We start from the raw sequence: 17,547 nt of genomic DNA, 5'->3' as shown, positions 1-17,547 counted from the left end.
GATTATGCGAGTATGTGTATTAAATGGGCTTGATCAAGAAGACTTGACAATGGCTCAGGAAACAAAACTGGAACAGGAATTAGAACTCCTCAATCAAAAAGGCGATACGGTTGATTATTTTAAGCTGCGCGAAAAAAGAATAGCCGATTGTCTTGGTTGTTGGGATTGCTGGCTGAAAACGCCGGGGAAATGCCGCATCAAAGATGAACAAGAGGATATTTTGAAAAGCTTTGTCAAGACTGATCATCTTGTTTTTGTAGCTAATGTCCGGCTTGGCTTCGTCACAGCGACCCTAAAAAAAACCATGGATCGGTTGATCCCCAATTTTTTACCCTATATTCGGGTCTACCAGAACGAATCACATCATTACCCGCGCTATCAAAACACGCCGCTGCTTCACACCCGACTGATCGTTGATCATACCGTAGAAAAGGATGAGGTCGATTTGATTGAAGACTATTTTAAACGGGTCGCGCTGAACTTTGGCAGTGAATTAAAGAGCTTCAGAATACTTGATGAGAAAGGAGCGCCAGATTATGAACTTGCTGATATGTAATGGCTCGCCCAGAGGGGAAAAGAGTAATTCCACAACCATTGCCAAATGGTTTTCAACCGATCAGGATAAAATGATTCTACTGATGAAGGCCTCTAAACATCAAGCGTATCTGGACACCATAGCCAGCTATGGTCACATGGTCTTTATCTACCCGCTTTACGTTGATGCGATGCCAGGGATCGTCAAGGCTTTTTTTGAACGATTGGCGACCCGTGAGGGATTGATGACAGGTAAGAAGGTATCCTTTATCATTCATTCCGGCTTTCCTGAATCGGTGCATCTTGAGGTGCTTACCCGCTATCATCAGATACTTGCTAGAAAGCTGGGCTTTGTGCTGGTGGATACCATTGTGATCCCCGGGAGTGAAGGGTTTCGCTTGATGCCGCCGCAGCAGAATCGCAAAAAACAGCAGGCTGTGATGGCTTTGATGGAGCAGTTTAGAAGTGATCAGCCTTTTGATAAACATTTGTTAAAACGTTTGGCCGGTAAGCGTCAGGGCACAAAAACCGGCAATATGGTCTTTTCACTACTAGCAAAAACGGGGATCACCAACCTTTACTGGGACAGTAATCTAAAGCGCAATCAGGCTTATGAGAAACGGTTTGATCAGCCTTATGCAGAAAAATAAGTAGTGCTTGATCGTACGATTTAGACTCCCGGCCGACCACTGGGAATAGGGCGGGAACTAAATTAAGTTGAATTATGAAATTAGCATTTGACTGTTCAATGATTACATGTTAGAATATTGCATGTATATACAACTTAATAATTCTTGTTTGGAAACAGGAATTAGGATTGTTTTTAAATGAACGATGTGTGTTTCGCATGTTTTATTTAAGACAAATTAGCTTTGTGTCTGAAGACTCGTTTTTGCGGGTCTTTTATTTTTTGAAATTTTTCTAAAGGACGAGGAGAAAAAAATGAATCAACAAACAAACGAACAATTATGGGAAAAATGTGTCAAATTTCACGGACATCACTGTCCTGGACTGGCAATTGGGGTGCGGGCTTCCCAGGAAGCCATTAAAGCACTGGGCATTAATTTTGCTGAAGATGAAGAAGTGGTTGTGATCAGCGAAAATGATGCTTGCGGTGTTGATGGGGTTCAAGTTATTCTTGGTTGCAGTGCCGGTAAAGGTAATCTTATTTTTAGAAATCGGGGTAAGCAGGCGTTTTCCTTTTTTAACCGAACCACCGGTGAAAACCTGCGGCTGGTCTTAAAATCACTGCCGGAAATGAGTCGGGATGAAATGGAAGCCTATATTCTTAATGAAGCGGATGCCACCAAGATCTTTGATTTTAAGACCCCCAGTTACGAACTGCCCGAAAAAGCTCGCATCTTTGAAAGCTATATTTGTGAAGCCTGTGGGGAAAAAACTGCTGAGCATATGATTCGCCTGGAAAACGGAAAAAAGATCTGTCTTGATTGTCTCAACCACTATACCCGAGGTTTTTAAAACTAATTAAATTTGAAAAGGAAAAGAAAAATGAAGAAACGATGTTTAATATTTAGTCTTATTCTGGCAAGCTTCTTTTTAGTTACCGGATGTAGTTCAGATAGTACCGACACCGCAACGACAGATCATCATGTCGAGGTCATCCGTCTGGCTGGTGGTACCGACTGGGGTTCACCAAATCCCTTTCTCAATGTCGGACGCGGCCCGGGGGTTGGCAAAACCAAACTGATCTTTGATTCGCTGCTGGAAGCAGATGAAAATGGAATTATTCCTTGGCTTGCCACCGAGTGGAGCGTCGAAGGTAATGTCTTTACCTTTAAGCTCAAAGAAGACGCCGCTTTTCATGATGGAACCCCGCTTACTAGTGCAGACGTAGCCTTTACGATTGACTATTACAAGGCTCATCCGCCGGTCAGCAACCCGATTAGTAATAATCTGATTCAAAGCTATGAAATTGTCGATCCGGGAACTATAAAAATAAGCGTCGAAAAACCGCAGGCAACAACCATTGCCAAACTGGGCAGCTTCCAGATTTTACCGAAACACATCTGGGAAAAGGTAGCTGATCCGGCGACCTTTAACAGCCCGGAGGCATTTATTGGGTCTGGTTCCTATAAATTTAGCAGCTATGATGCGGCGGCTGGAAGTTATGAATTTATTGCGAATGAAGACTACAGTATTGCCAAACCGGCCGCTGACAAAATCCAGTTTGTCCCGGTTAGCGATCCGCTACTGGCTTTTGAGAATAATGAAATCGATATTTGCGACGTACCGGTTGATGTTCTGGAAAAATATGAAAAAGACGATAGCATTGGTATTATTACCAAAGATAATGATATGGGATACCGGATTTTGATCAACTTTGAGACAATCCCAGTTTTCAATGATCTTAATCTGAGAGCGGCATTATACCAGGGAATTGATCGTCAGGGTATTGTTGATAAGGTATTCCGTGGCAGCGGTGCGGTTGGTAGTGCCGGCTATGTCCCACCAACTAACCTATTTTTTAGTGATAAGGTAAAAACCTATGATTATAATAAAGAAGCGGCGCTGGCGGCTTTCAAAGACAAAAATATTCAAGTAAAGATTGCGGCGGGAAATTCCGGTGCGGATGTTAAAATTGCCGAACTGGTTAAACTAAACCTTGAAGAAATCGGAATTGGCGTTGAAATTGCCGCCTATGATACGCAGGTTCGTGATGACAAGGTCTATAGCGGTGACTATGAGATGGCGATTGTCGGCAATGGCGGTTGGGGTCGGGAACCGGATTACCTGCGAACCATTTATTCGGCCAATTCCAAAAACAAAGCAAAAAGTCCTACTTCAATGGGGCCGATTGGCTGGGATAATCCTGAAATTACCCAGTTAGCTGAAGATCAGTTAAAGGAAATGGATCCGGAAAAACGCAAAGAAATGTTTAAGGCACTTCAGGACAAAATCAGCCAGGAAATTCCCATTATTGTACTGGCGACTCAAACCACCAATGTGATCTACCGACCAGACTACTATGATGGTTGGACTAAAACCTATGATTACCAGCAATTTGAACAAAATCGATTGTCTTACGTCGAACAGTAAGGAATAACATGTTAAAAAAAATCATCCTTTTTATTTGCACCTTTATGGTCATTTACACCTTTAATTTTTTTATCCCCAGGCTCATGCCTGGGGACCCATTTAGTTATACATCCAGTGTAAGTGGTGAAGATATTGATGGCATTTCCGAGGCCGATCTGGAAACCATGAAGGCCTATTATGGGTTGGATCGTCCTATTGGCGAGCAATTCATTAATACCATTAGCAGCAATTTAAGCGGTGATTTTGGGCAGAGTATTCATTACAAGAAAAGTGTCACCGAAGTGATTGGTGAGCGCCTCCCCTGGACACTGGTGATTATGATATCGACCTTAGTGATCAGTCTTTTGTTAGGGGTGTCGTTGGCGCTGGTGGGGTTAAGGCGAAAGAAAATGGATGGCCTGATTTATGGAACGGCGACCCTTTTGTCGGAGATCCCGGCCTTTTTAATCGGCATTCTGCTGTTGTTTTTAGTGGCGGCACAGGTTAAATTTATTCCCCTTTCGGGAAATGTGACCCCCTTTAAAAGCTTTGCTTCGTGGCCGGCTTATTGGTTTGATGTATTCATTCATGCGCTGCTGCCGATTACGGCGATGGTCATCATTACAACACCAATTTTTTATTTTACCGCCAGGGGCAGTTTCCTCAATGTACTCAAGAAGAGCTACGTCCTCAATGCCAAAGGCAAGGGTCTTTCGGAAAATCAGATCCGCTACAAATATATCGTCCTCAATGGAATTTTTCCGGTCATCACACGATTTTTCCTTAGCGTCGGAGCCTGTCTGGGCGGAACGATCCTGATTGAAAATGTCTTTGCTTACCCTGGTTTGGGAAAGATTTTGCAGGAGGGGGTGATGTACCGGGATTATCTGCTGATTCAAGGGGTGTTTCTCATTTCCAGTTTCATGGTATTGACGGCTTCTTTTATTGCGGATCTGATCAATGAGGTATTAAAAAAGACCCGAGGAATAAACCAATGAAAAAACAAGCGATTCTTTTTAACAAACGCATCACCGTGCTGGCCGCGGTACTGGGCGTCCTATTTGTTATCTTTACCTATGGCAGTCTTATTTATCCGCATAGTTGGTTTCAACCGAGCGGAGGCTCGCTGGAACCGCCATCCGTGACCCACATTTTAGGAACTGACGATTTAGGGATTGACATTTTTGCCCAATTGTCCCGGGGCTTTTTTACAAGCATTATGATTGGTTTAATGGCTGCCGCCATTGCCTTTATGCTGGGTGGCGTGCTGGGTGGTTTAGCGGGTTACTTTAAGGGCTGGGTTGATGAAAGTATCAGTTTTGTGATCAACCTTTTTCTGGCGATTCCGCAACTGCCGATTATGATTGTTATGGGCGCTTTCTTTGGTCCTAGTATTGTGAATGTTGTACTAATCGTTGCCCTTTTTTCGTGGGCACCGATTGCAAAAATTGTCCGCGCAAAAATGGTTGAGCGGATCGATTCAAACTATATTCGTTTGGCTAAGAGCTATGGTGGCGGCTTCTTTTATATTGTTAAAACCCATCTGCTTCCGGATATTTTGCCGGTTTTGTCGGTCAATGCGATCGCCGTCATCGGTAAGGCGATCGTTCAAGAAGCCTCGCTGGCTTTTCTTGGCTTATCGGATCCGCTTTCTAAATCCTGGGGGCTGATGATGAATAAGGCGATCAATTTCAAGGGAATCTATTTTATGGATGCCTGGATCTGGTGGTTGCTGCCACCCTTGTTCTGTTTAATGGGAATGATTTTGTGTATTCGCCTGATTTCGAGAGAAATTGAAAACCAGTTGATTAATGATTAATGGAGAATAAAATGGAAACACTAATTAAGGTTAATGATTTATCGGTGCAGTACAAAGAAGGCTTCACCCTTGGTCCGGTCAGTTTTGCAATGCAGCCTGGGGAATGTCTATCGATTGTTGGCGAATCCGGGTGCGGTAAGTCGACCCTGGCAAAAGCGATCGTCAATCTGCTCGATCAAAATGCCAGTATATCCGGAGAGGTCATCCTTGAGGGGCAATCACTGTTAAATTTGTCCCCGAAAAAATGGGAAGCGATCCGGATGAAAAGCATTGCCCTGGCGTTTCAAAACTCGTCAGAGGTATTAAATCCGCTCCTGAGCCTGGGTCAACAGATCAATGAGATTCTTAAAAAAGCTTTTCCTAAAAATAGCTTTAAGAAACGGTCGGAAGAGCTGATGGAGATGGTCGGTTTAAATCCAGAGGTGCTTGCGCAATTTCCCAGCCAACTTTCAGGGGGGATGCTGCAGCGTTATTTGATTGCCTGCAGCATCGCTCTGACTCCGCAGCTGGTTATTCTCGATGAACCGACTAGCTCCTTGGATATGCATACCAAAAATGAAATCATTGGCTTAATTAAAGACATTAGTCACAATTATGGGGTTTCCTTTATTACCATTACCCATGATCTTGGGCTTGCCAGGGATATTAGCGAAAAAGTTATGGTGCTCTATCAGGGCACCCTGCTCGAATCAGGAAGTACCGATGGGGTTCTTGAATCGCCCCGACATCCCTATACCCGGGGGCTTATCAATGCCAGTATGGACATTCAGCCATACCGCGATATTTGGGGAATTCAGCATGTCTGTGAATGTGACCAACCGGAGAGTGGCTGCCCATTTTTTCTCCGTTGCCACCAAAAGTTGGATTCCTGCAGTCAACATAAACCGGCTCTGATGATCGAAAAAAATGATTCTTCTCGCCGGATTGCCTGTAACCGGGGTGGCATAGTCACTCTTTTAGAAGGTTACGATCTTTGCAAAAATTATGGCAGCAAAGCAGTGTTGGGTAATATCGACCTCCAGGTCAGTTCCGGTGAAATTGTCTCGCTAGTGGGACAGTCGGGGATGGGTAAGACGACCCTCTCCCATATCCTCGGCGGTTTCCTGGCTTGTGATCAAGGAACCATTCTTTTTGAAAGCGAGCTGGCCGACTTTAAAGCACTGCATCAGCAGAAGAAGGGCTTGCAAATGGTCTTCCAGGATCCCGAAACGGCCTTAAATCAAAACATGTCGGTTTATAATTGTATCGCCGAACCATTGACGTTGCAAAAATCCGAGACGCCCGAGGCACTCTGGCTCAAGGTCGAACAGATGTTAATCGATGTCGGATTGCCCTCATCTTTGGGTTTTATGAACCAGAAGGTTAAAACCCTCTCCGGTGGCCAAAAGCAACGGGTTTCGATTGCCCGAGCCTTAACCATGGAACCGAAATTGCTGATTGCTGATGAGCCAACTTCGATGCTGGATGCCTCCAGTAAAGCAAACCTGATTCGGCTACTAAAAGGCTTGCAGAACAAACATGGTTTTTCGATGCTCTTTGTTACCCACGATATTGCCTGTGCGATGAAAATCTCAGAACGGATCTACCTGATAAAAGGCGATCAGGGGATCCAGGAAATTAAGGATCCGACCAAGATTCTTGATCATTTTAAAGGCGAAGTCAGGCCACCAAGCCACCGATCATATTTTCAGGACGCTTATCACCAATCGGCGGTCTGAACAATAACAGCCCTCCCCTTGAAACAATCAATGGGAGGGCTGTTGTGATAGTAGGCTTAGTAAGATGACCCAAGTTTTAAAAATCAACAATTACTGTCGAGACATCGGTTCCATCGGGGCCGGCAAATTTAACAGTTAACATCGAAATCCCTTCTTTCATCCAGACTCTGTCAATTTCCGGTTTGCCTTCAAAGCCCTGAGCTGAGGACAATTCATAACCATCGCCGCCGAGCATCGTCTTGATTTCATCATAGGTCATGCCTTCCGTAATGCTTTGTGCCTGTTCGTCAGTCACGCGTTGGTCATCGGGCAGTGTGATGAGGTAAGTAGCTAAACCCTCGACGCTCTTGTTAAGAACAACTTTTGTATTTCCATCTTGTGAAAAAACAGAGCTCATACCGATCATGACACCATTTCCGTTTGCATCAAGGTACTGAAATATATCGGTCATCGCTTCTTTAGCGGTTACACCCAAGGCGGCATCCACCTCCGCTTTGGTCTGGCCGAATTGAACCTTGTCATAGAGCGCATAAATTTTTTCCAGGGCAGCCGTGCTATCGGTTGTTGTCGTACTATCGGTAGTTTCGGTACCACTATCGGAATCTGGCGTGGTTGGCGTGCTTGGTTGACTACAGCCAGCTATAAAAACTGACGCGAAAACCAGTAGAGCTATCAGTAAAATAAGTCGTTTGATGCTTGACTTTGTCATAAAAAACACCTCCTTTTTCTTTCGTTTTACTAATACCCATTTAGGCTCTTAAATAACAGTTTTGGCTAAATTATTGGATTGAAATTTTCAGAAGACTGAAACGAGAGATTAACTCCAGACAAGATCGATTAAATAGGCTAGAATAGGCTTGAACATCGCTTATATTGACAGAAAGGATAAATATTATTATCCGCGATTTAAAAATCGTTGTATAATAAGATATCAATGAAAGAGCGCGGTGCTTAGAAAATATCAGGGCATTGCAAAAATTGGAATCGACATAAGATACCACGTGTCCAGAAATGCGTTTTAAAGAATGCGTAGATAATTATTGTTACGGCAGTGAGAACCCTTGCCTTGGTTAGCGACTCTGAAATTGAATAACACAAGCCTGGAGGAATAATGAGTGACATATTTAGTACAGTTTTTAAAAGAAAGAAAAGTGATGCTGTTTTTAATTATCATGGCAACGGTGATCCAGTCCTTTAGTATGCTGGCAGTACCTTTTTTTGCAGCTAAAATTATCGATGACGGGATTCTCAAAAAAGATCTGATGGCCATTGTGATATTGGGTTTGCAGATGCTGGTGGCGGTAGGGCTATCGGCCTTGATTTCCTTATGGGCCAGCTACATGAGTGCCGATTTAGCGGCGCTTGCCGGAAAATACCTGCGCGATCGGATTTTTGACAAAACTCAAATCTTATCGATCCGTGATTTTAATCGCTTTACTACGGCTTCAATGATTACCCGGGCAACTGGTGATATTACGGTCATCCAGCAGTCGGTGATTATGTTTGCCCAAATGATTTTACCGGCTCCGATTATCGCGGTAACCGCCATTATTATGACGATTGAAGTGAGTCCCGCACTCGTACCAATTCCGATCATTGCGATGGTTGTTTTTATACTGGCTATCTATCTTATCTTTATTAAAGCGACCCCGATCTCTAAAACCATCCAAATGCGGTTAGATAGCATTAATCGAATCATGGGTGAAGCAATTACCGGGGTGCGGGTGATCCGGGCCTTTGATAATTCGCAATTCGAAAGAAAACGAACCAACGCCGCCTTTTTAAATTATGCCGATAACGTGATCCGTCTGAATAAGCTCTTTGCGGTGTTTAGTCCGCTGATCTGGTCGATTGTCGGGATCAGTATGGTAGCGGTGTTAGGGTCTGGCAGTTTTCTGGTGCTCAACGGGGAAATTCAGGTCGGCGGCATTATCGCTGTTTCAGAATATACCATTCTTTTGTTGATCGCGCTGATCATGTCTTCGATGGTGATCGTGATGCTGCCGAAAATGAAAGCCTGTCTGGATCGAACCCAGGAGGTGCTCGATACCGTTCCGGAAATTGAGGATGAAATACAGCCACAGGCCTTGCGAAACTCGGCTAATCCAAAAAAACTGGTCTTTGATCAAGTCAGTTTCTCCTATCGGGGCGCGGAAGAGTCAGTTTTGGAGGGCATCAGCTTTTCTTGTGAGCAGGGTAAAACCACCGCCATTATCGGGGGAACCGGTTCGGGTAAGAGTACCATTGCCAGTCTGATGCTGCGTCTTTATGATGTGGCCAGCGGGTCGATCACCCTAGAAGGGGCGGATATCCGTCAGATCAGCCAGCATGAGCTGCGGGAAAGCATCAGCTATGTGCCCCAGAAGGCGATGCTCTTTAGTGGTACCATTGCCGACAATCTGCGGATGGGAAACAGCCAGGCAACGCTGGCAGAGTTGGAACAGGCCGCCAAAATAGCCCAGGCCCATGATTTTGTTACCGAGTTAACCGAAGGCTATCAAAGTTTGGTGGCTCAGGGTGGTACTAATTTTTCCGGCGGCCAGAAGCAACGGTTGTGCATTGCCCGGGCGCTGGTGAAAAAAGCACCGGTCTATATTTTTGATGACAGCTTTTCAGCCCTGGATTTTAAAACCGATGTAGCCCTTAGAAAAGCCCTAAAAAAAGAGATGGCGGATGCGGCGATGGTGATTGTGGCGCAACGGGTCAGTACTATTATCGATGCTGATCAGATCATTGTGCTGGATGCTGGCCGGATGGCCGGCATCGGCAGCCATCGTGAACTGATCAAAAGTTGCCCGGTTTATCAGGAAATCGTCGCGTCGCAGCTTAGCGAAACGGAGGCTGACAGTTTATGAAGAAACAGCGAAAAAAATCACAGCACCAAAAGTCACAGTACGAAAATCAGCAAGCGCTTAATATCGAAGACCTGCCTGAAATGAATGTGCTGCCCGAAATGGAAGATATCCCCAAAAATTCAAAGGCGTCTGCTAAACGATTAATGGCGTTGCTGCTTAAACAAAAGGCGGCCTTGCTGATCATTCTGCTGGCGGCCGTGGTCAGCAACGGGCTTTATGCCGTTACCCCGATCATCATCGGGAAAGCCTTGGATCAACTGATTCAGGCTATTGGCACTAATGGCATCGGTGGCAGTTTTGAACAGCTGGCCGATATCGTGGGGCTACCCCTGTTATTGTTGCTGATGGCCTATCTGGTCGGGGCGGCGTTCTCCTTTCTGCAGGAATACACCATGGCTAGTGTGGGTGAAAAGCTGGCCTTATCGCTGCGGGAGAAAATAAGCGAAAAGATTACCAAGCTGCCCCTGCATTATTATGATGCCAATGAAACCGGAGAGGTTTTAAGCCGAACCACCAATGATCCGGATAAGATTGCCGAGATTTTAAAAACTGGAGCCTTGCAGTTTACGAATGCCCTCTGCAACTTGGTTTTTAGTATTACCATTATGTTTATCCTTAATCCCGTCATGGCGGTGATCATCATTGCCACCATGTCGCTGAGCGTTTTTGCGACAAAATGGATTTCCAGAAAAACGCTGGCGATTTTCTATGAAAATCAGAAGGTTTTAGGGGAATTAAACGGAAAAATCGAAGAATATTTTAGTGGCAACTTGATTATCAAAAGTTTTAACCAACAAGAACAGGTCATAAAAACCGAGCGGGAGTTGAGCGAGCGACAGTATCAGGCTAATAAGAAATCGCAATTTGTGATCTATGCCATCTATCCGGCGATCCGCTTTCTGACCCAGCTGAGCTTTGTGGCGACAGCCATTGTGGGAGGGATCTTTGCCATTAATGGCACCATGACGATTGGAACGGTGCAGGCATTTTTGCAGTATGTCAACCAGATTGCTGACCCGATTACCCAGTCTTCTTATTTTATCAATTCGATGCAGGCTGCGCTGGCATCAGCGGAACGGGTTTTTGAATTTTTGGACGAGTCCGAAGAGGTATCTGAAACCAGTACCCCAAAACAGATTACTGCTCCGGCTGGAGCGGTTGCCTTTGAACACGTCCGTTTTGGTTATCATCCCGATGAGTTGTTAATGGAAGATGTCAGCTTTACGGTAAGGCCTAACGAGATGGTGGCCATTGTCGGGCCCACCGGTGCCGGTAAGACTACCCTAGTCAATCTGCTGATGCGGTTCTACGAACTCGATGGTGGCACCATAAAAGTTGATGGAATCGATGTTAAAGAGCTGTCCAAAAGCGGGCTCCGGCGGATGGTCGGAATGGTGCTTCAGGATACCTGGCTTTTTAAAGGTACTATTGCTGAAAATATTGCCTATGGTAAGATGGATGCCACCCGGGAAGAGATCATCCAAGTAGCCAAGGCGGCACGTTGCGACCATTTTATCAGGACCTTGCCAGAAGGCTATGATACGGTGATCTCCAATGACGAAGGAACTGTTTCTCAGGGTCAAATGCAGCTACTAACGATTGCCCGGGCGATGCTGGCCAATCCGGCTCTGATGATTCTCGATGAAGCGACCTCCAGCGTTGATACTAAAACCGAATTGCAGGTGCAGCAAGCGATGCTCTCCAGTATGAAGGGCAAAACCAGCTTTGTTATTGCCCATCGGCTTTCTACGATTAAGTCAGCAGACCTGATTCTGGTAATGAAAAACGGCACCATCGTTGAAAAGGGAACCCATCAGGAATTGTTGGCTGCGGATACATTTTATGCCGATTTGTATAACAGCCAATTTAATAATCTGGCGGTGTAAGAAAGGCGGAATTTTTGGAAAATTTTATTGTACATGATAGGATCGAACAACTTAAGGGTAAGTATATCAAAGCGTGGTGGAATACAGACAAGCGTTTTCCTGTTTTGGGCGAAGAAATTAGCATCAAAGAAAAAATAAAACGGGAAAAGGCCATGAATCAATTTATCAAGGATCTTTTTTCGCATTTAAAGCAGTGTCCTCAGAATAAAGATCTGCAAACGGCCTGGAAAAATTCGTTGTCGACACGGATAAAAAATTTTGGCAAACAGTCAGGCGTGACCGAAGATGTGATTGATCAGGATTTTGTAGAAGCCTTGCCAACCATAACGAATCGATTTATCGCTGATGCAAAAGTGTTAAACGCAGAGATGAAACTAGAAAATATGCTGCAAGCTCTCAGAAATGTCTGGATTATGAATCTGCTCCAGGTTTTGTTTGCGGTCAAGGTCGACTATACTCCAGCTATTTTTGCCTATAGTATGCTTTACCCGTATACTGATAATTATTTAGACGACCCGGAAGTATCCTTTGAGGATAAACAAGAGGTCAGCAAGCGCTTTCGACATCGGTTAGAAGGTCAGCAGATAGAAGCGAATAACGATTACGAAGCGGCCTTATTTGATTTTGTTGGGATCATTGAGAGCCAATATCGTCGAGCAGATTTTAAAGAATTATATGCAAGTCTCTTAGCTATTCACGACGCGCAATGCAATAGCCTGATGCAGCACGATGGGATGTCTTCCCCCTACGAAAAAGACGTCCTAGGAATAAGTGCGAAAAAAGGCGGGGCTTCGGTGCTGGCGGATGCCTATTTAGTAAAGGGCAAGCTTTCCGATGCTCAGGTGGATTTTGCCTTTGCCTATGGCGTCCTGCTGCAATTATGTGATGATTTACAGGATGCCAAAGAAGATCTGGAAAATAAACAGATGACTATTTTTTCGGTGACATTGGAAAAATGGCCTTTAGATAAGCTAACCAATGCCTTGTTTGATTTTTCAAATACGATCATGACAGACGCATATGAGCAGCTGGATCATGATAAATCCCGTAAGATGAAATCCTTCTTACAGAAAAATCTGACCCTATTAATATGTGAAGCGATTTCACAAAACCAGGATTTTTATAGTAAAGAATACATTAAAGCGATCGAAAAATATCTGCCCTTTAGAATGACCTATACGAGAAAACTTTATAAAAAGCTGAAAAAGAAGTATGCGAACTTTAAAAGCATGTCAGGGTACACTTTCGATGAGATTATACTAATGGCAACGGAAGATGCGAGATGAAATTTAGAGAGTGAAATAAGAAGTGAAAATAGGGGAAGCAGATATGCGAGTATGTGTGTTAAATGGATTTGATAAAAGCCTTATTGGGATTGAAATAGAAGAAAAGAATCTGCGGTAGTTGATTTCTGAAGGAGCCTTTTGGTAGGAGTGAAAAAATGTGTGGACGTTATATTCTATATTCCGACAAAGAGGAACGAGCGATCAAGGCAATCGTTGAAGAGGTTAATAAAAAATATCATACAGCGATAAAAAAAGGCGATATTTATCCCACCGATCTGGCGCCGGTTTACATCCCTCGGGAGGATCGACAGGGAATCGAGCTGGCGTTAAAAAAATGGGGATATGCGCAGCATTTTAAGAAAAAGACCCTTTTGATTAATGCCCGGTCAGAAACGGTGATGGAAAAAGCCCTTTTCCGGGATGACTTTATGAATCGTCGTTGCTTGATTCCAGCGATCGGTTTTTATGAATGGAATGAACAAAAAGAGAAATTCCGCTTTACCGGTAGCGAGGAGCTGATTTATCTGGGTGGCTTTTACCATCGACAAACAGAAGGCTTTGATGCGTTTATGATTATGACAAAACCGCCGGTGGAACTGATCGCACCGATTCACAATCGAATGCCGGTGGTTGTTCCAGCAGACCAGGCAACAGACTTTCTGTATTCCACTGAAACTGCGATAAAAATCATGACAGAAAATCGGGTTGTCCTTAAAAAAGAATTGATTCAGGGTGAAAAACAAGTTAGTTTCATTGTATAATAAGAATATTAAAAAAATGGGAGGTCACTATGGAATTTCAAAATGTGATTGAAGCAAGAAGAAGTATGCGCAAATACGACGCATCTAAAAAGGTCGATGAAGCGACGGTTAAAGCGATGATTGAAGCGGCAATTCTGGCTCCGTCCTGGAAAAATTCACAGACCGCACGGTATTATTGCATTCATTCAGAAGCCGTGCTAAGTCAGTTCAAGGCCGATTGCCTGCCATCTTTTAATGCTAAAAACGCTGCTGATGCACCGGTGCTGATAGTCACCACCTTTGTAAAAAACACTGCTGGGTTTAATCCCGATGGTGAACCAACCAATGAGTTGGGAAATGGTTGGGGATTTTATGATCTGGGACTGCACAATGAAAACCTGATTTTAAAAGCCCGGGAGCTGGGACTGGATACCCTGATCATGGGCATTCGGGATGCTGATAAAATCCGGGAGATGCTGTCAATCAGTGAAGATGAGATTATCGTAGCGGTGATTGCGGTCGGTTATGCAGCCCAGGAAGCCAGAATGCCTCCTCGTAAAGCTGCAGATGAGATTCTAAAATTCTTTTAGAAAATCCTGGTAAGGTTCGGTTTTTTAGAAATAGTTAGAAATAGAAAGTTGCCTTAACGCTATCACATAAAGAGACACGTATTCTTCAGTTAGACAAACTCAAGTACATTTAATTTGTATCGGATCAAAGAACAAACAGATGCATCGAGGTTAAAAATCAAGCGACCCCGATGCATCTTACTACCCTAGTCGTTGATATACTTGTTAATCAAAAGGTTGGCAGTCGATTGACTGACGCCCATTTTTTTGGCAATGATCCGACTGGATTTATATTTTGCGTAAAGTTTGATGACGGTACGCTTTTTAAATTCTTCAAGATTAAAACATTCTTCATTGAATTCTTCGATATCTTCTTCCTGATCCAGATACTGGAGAAACAGGCTTTCATGGACAATGATCTTGTCAGAGAGAATACACATCCGTTCGACCGCATTTTTTAACTGACGGACATTTCCGGGCCAATCGTAACTGATAAAATAAGAGAGAATGGCTTTGCTAAATATTTTTTTGGTATTATAACGTTTGTTAAAATCATTTAGAAAATGAGTGATGAGAAGTAGGACATCGTCCTTCCGCTGGCGCAGCGGGGGCAGGATAATCTTGGCAGTGTTAAGCCGCCAGTACAGATCGCTTCTAAATTTCTTTTCCTTGATCGCCTGAATCAGATTTTGATTGGTGGCGGCAATAATTCGGATGTTGACATGTTCGGGCTTGTTGCTGCCAACCGGGATAAAGCGCTGGTTTTCGAGGACGTCTAAAATTTTAACCTGCATTTTGGGCGATAAGTCACCGATTTCGTCAAGAAATATCGTTCCGCCATCGGCATCTTTTAATAACCCGGCTTTCCCTTTGGCATTAGCGCCGGTAAAAGCTCCAGGCATGTAACCAAAAAGTTCGCTCTCAAACAAGCCATCGGGAATGGCGGCGCAATTGATGGCCAGAAACGGTTTATGGCTGCGGCGGCTCTCATTATGGACGGTTTGGGCGATGTAACTTTTCCCGGTTCCGCTTTCACCTAAAATAAGCAGATTACAATCGGATTTAGCAATCTTCTCCAGATCACTGAGACATTGCTTAAAAAATTTGCTTTTTCCGATAATCTGATCAGAAAACTCCAGATCGATGGTTTCAATGGGATTTCGAACGTCCCGGTAGCTGAGATCGACAGACCGAATATTATCCAAAGAGGTGGATACCATAAATTCAAATTCATTATTCTCGTCATAAACTGGTACATTGATACAGATAATGGTGCGGTTGGTTTTGTAATAAATATTTTCAGTGACGATGGCCTGGTGGGAGACCTTGGTCAAATCAAAACTGTAGGGATCCCAGAGACCCTCTTTTATTTTTTTGCTGTCTTTCTGAACAATATCTTCAGGTTTGATGCCATAAAGCCGGGTAACCGCCGGATTAGCATAGACAACCTTGCCATCCTTATCCAGAACATAGATTTCAGTAAAGGAATTTTCTAGAATCTTTAACAGGGTTTCATGGGGAATTGATTTTAGGTAGTTATCATACTCCGGGGTGTTTACGGCTTTGGATAGATCGATCATAATGGCTTCTCAACTTTTCTTTTATTTATTAACGCTTTCATTTGGCAAAACAGGTTCTTTTAAATCCGCCAGGTAAGGATGCTTAGGCTAAATATGGAGCGACTTATGGAGCCATTATAACATTTTTTTCTATTTTTACAAATCATCTGAATTGACATAAGCACCTTAATTGACAAAAATATATTGACAAAAACAAATAATCCACAGGTTAAGGCAACCTGTGGATTATTTGGCTTAAATAAATAACTGTGATATGAGTTATTTGAGTCGTAATTCTGGTGGCAAAAGTTCTTCAATCATTTTTAGCTGGGCTTTATCGAGTTCCAAAGGAACATAATCGGCCAGTCGCTTTTTCCAGGCTTGGCTAGCACGTTCCCGGATACTGATCGAGTTTTCTTCTTTTTCCCAGTTAGAATAGGCCTTTCGATTGGCAAACTCCGGGAAAATAAAATCATGCTTATAGGTTTTGGTGGTTCGCGCCAGGTAGTTGGCCGAATGCTCAATCTTTTCCATCTTATCCATGCACAGATATTCATCACTGAAATTAACACTTCTCAAAAAGCGGCCAGACATTTTATAGGTATCCTCATCAAGCATAAATTTCTCATAGCCGAGGGTATTAAAGGAATCCATGATACCAGCCAGCATATAGGATACTTCCGGCTCGCACATTAACGCCGAGAGGCCGACCATGGTTGACTCCCGACCAGACTGGTAGTCATCATCCTTGGCATCTGACAGGCAACCGTGTGACCGTTTAGGTAAGCCATAGAAATTAGCCAGTTCACTTTCAACAAACCATTCAACGCTGGTTTCAGCACCGCCGCAGACGCATAGGCTGTAACGCAGGTCGGTTTGCAGGGCACTGAACTGGTAAATCACTGGGGCACCGGGATTTACCAGCTGGGTGGCGACAATACCAGCCAGTCGTTCAGTGTTGTTCTGAATAATATTACCTGCTAATGCTGGCGGTCCCGTCAGTCCGGCCAAGCCAACGCCAGCGATGCAGCAAACCTGGCCACTGCGGGCATATTCGATGAGGGTTTCGCACATATGTCGATCCCAGGCAAAGGGGGGAGCACTAGTAACCAGCGTTGACATCAGTACCTGGTCATGAATATCATTGAATTCCTTGGCCAGCTTGATGGTTCGGCGACAGACTTCAGTGCTGCCGTTTAAGCCAGCCAGAGGTTTATCACTGTACATCATCGGCGCCAGGGTCATATAATCGGTGCGGCAGGAAGCGGGGACATCATGGGGGTAAAGCAATTCACAGTCAATGATGTCAATCACATCGCTGGTATGGAAAAGTTTAATAAAATTGACAAAGTCATCGCTGCTAGCCGGACGATGAATCCCTTCTTGAAGAACATTGATCGGTCCCAGCGACGACTGGCCGATGGTTTTTTTCTGAACAGTTCCGACCTGGAGTCTTTTACCCCGGGAAACATGCTCAAAATTTCGGGGACATGAAGCCAGGGCTTGATTGACCACTTCTTCTGTTATATAGACGATCTCACCATC

The 17,547-nt window shown here is 44.1% G+C and carries 15 protein-coding genes; 12 read left to right on the top strand and 3 right to left on the bottom strand.

Annotated features, from left to right (window positions below; all coding sequences use genetic code 11):
• The first annotated feature begins 4 nt into the window (after positions 1–4).
• The 7 genes from QZ998_RS02930 to QZ998_RS02900 all read left to right on the top strand — a co-directional run bounded on the left by QZ998_RS02930 (position 5) and on the right by QZ998_RS02900 (position 7,107).
• Positions 5–556: an NAD(P)H-dependent oxidoreductase gene (locus QZ998_RS02930; protein WP_296557873.1), complete on the top strand. Its 552-nt coding sequence runs from the start codon at positions 5–7 to the stop codon at positions 554–556.
• Positions 537–1,184: an NAD(P)H-dependent oxidoreductase gene (locus QZ998_RS02925; protein WP_296557871.1), complete on the top strand. Its 648-nt coding sequence runs from the start codon at positions 537–539 to the stop codon at positions 1,182–1,184. The genes QZ998_RS02930 and QZ998_RS02925 overlap by 20 nt, the downstream gene beginning before the upstream one ends.
• A 292-nt stretch (positions 1,185–1,476) precedes the next feature.
• Positions 1,477–2,013 (top strand): FmdE family protein, encoded by a 537-nt coding sequence (locus tag QZ998_RS02920; RefSeq protein ID WP_296557869.1) that lies wholly within the window; start codon positions 1,477–1,479, stop codon positions 2,011–2,013.
• 30 nt (positions 2,014–2,043) lie between these two features.
• Positions 2,044–3,591 (top strand): ABC transporter substrate-binding protein, encoded by a 1,548-nt coding sequence (locus QZ998_RS02915; protein ID WP_296557867.1) that lies wholly within the window; start codon positions 2,044–2,046, stop codon positions 3,589–3,591.
• An 83-nt stretch (positions 3,592–3,674) separates the two neighbouring features.
• Complete coding sequence (locus QZ998_RS02910; RefSeq protein ID WP_296557866.1) at positions 3,675–4,568, top strand: ABC transporter permease; 894 nt, start codon at positions 3,675–3,677, stop codon at positions 4,566–4,568.
• A complete protein-coding gene (locus QZ998_RS02905) occupies positions 4,565–5,389 on the top strand; it encodes an ABC transporter permease (RefSeq protein ID WP_296557864.1) in 825 nt (274 codons plus the stop codon). The genes QZ998_RS02910 and QZ998_RS02905 overlap by 4 nt, the downstream gene beginning before the upstream one ends.
• Before the next feature lie 11 nt (positions 5,390–5,400).
• Positions 5,401–7,107, top strand: coding sequence for an ABC transporter ATP-binding protein (locus QZ998_RS02900; RefSeq protein WP_296557863.1), 1,707 nt, complete (start codon positions 5,401–5,403; stop codon positions 7,105–7,107).
• 76 nt (positions 7,108–7,183) lie between these two features.
• Here the strand turns inward: QZ998_RS02900 and QZ998_RS02895 are convergent, their stop codons facing one another.
• Positions 7,184–7,816 carry a hypothetical protein gene (locus tag QZ998_RS02895; protein WP_296557862.1) on the bottom strand — a complete coding sequence of 211 codons (633 nt, stop codon included), beginning with the start codon at positions 7,814–7,816 and terminating at the stop codon, positions 7,184–7,186.
• Positions 7,817–8,222: 406 nt separating this feature from the next.
• Between QZ998_RS02895 and QZ998_RS02890 the strand changes: the two genes are divergently transcribed.
• The 5 genes from QZ998_RS02890 to QZ998_RS02870 all read left to right on the top strand — a co-directional run bounded on the left by QZ998_RS02890 (position 8,223) and on the right by QZ998_RS02870 (position 14,464).
• Complete coding sequence (locus QZ998_RS02890) at positions 8,223–9,962, top strand: ABC transporter ATP-binding protein (RefSeq protein ID WP_296557861.1); 1,740 nt, start codon at positions 8,223–8,225, stop codon at positions 9,960–9,962.
• On the top strand, positions 9,959–11,848 hold the full coding sequence (locus tag QZ998_RS02885) for an ABC transporter ATP-binding protein (protein ID WP_296557859.1): 1,890 nt from the start codon (positions 9,959–9,961) through the stop codon (positions 11,846–11,848). Before QZ998_RS02890 ends, QZ998_RS02885 begins: the two co-directional genes overlap by 4 nt.
• 14 nt (positions 11,849–11,862) lie before the next feature.
• Positions 11,863–13,134 carry a hypothetical protein gene (locus QZ998_RS02880; RefSeq protein ID WP_296557857.1) on the top strand — a complete coding sequence of 424 codons (1,272 nt, stop codon included), beginning with the start codon at positions 11,863–11,865 and terminating at the stop codon, positions 13,132–13,134.
• Positions 13,135–13,289: 155 nt separating this feature from the next.
• Entirely contained in the window at positions 13,290–13,895 is a 606-nt protein-coding gene (locus QZ998_RS02875) for an SOS response-associated peptidase family protein (RefSeq protein ID WP_296557855.1), read from the top strand.
• Positions 13,896–13,924: 29 nt separating this feature from the next.
• The gene (locus tag QZ998_RS02870; protein ID WP_296557854.1) at positions 13,925–14,464 is read left to right on the top strand and encodes a nitroreductase family protein; all 540 of its coding nucleotides are present in this window, start codon (positions 13,925–13,927) and stop codon (positions 14,462–14,464) included.
• A 185-nt stretch (positions 14,465–14,649) separates the two neighbouring features.
• Here QZ998_RS02870 and QZ998_RS02865 read toward each other — a convergent pair whose 3' ends face one another.
• Both QZ998_RS02865 and QZ998_RS02860 read right to left on the bottom strand, forming a co-directional pair.
• Positions 14,650–16,023, bottom strand: coding sequence for a sigma 54-interacting transcriptional regulator (locus QZ998_RS02865; RefSeq protein ID WP_296557853.1), 1,374 nt, complete (start codon positions 16,021–16,023; stop codon positions 14,650–14,652).
• A 258-nt stretch (positions 16,024–16,281) separates the two neighbouring features.
• A partial coding sequence (locus QZ998_RS02860; protein ID WP_296557852.1) for a trimethylamine methyltransferase family protein occupies positions 16,282–17,547 on the bottom strand: 1,266 nt, incomplete at its 5' end.

The organism is uncultured Acetobacterium sp., assembly GCF_927416815.1.
Lineage (GTDB): Bacteria > Bacillota > Clostridia > Eubacteriales > Eubacteriaceae > Acetobacterium.
This window is presented reverse-complemented; position numbering and strand designations above follow the sequence as displayed.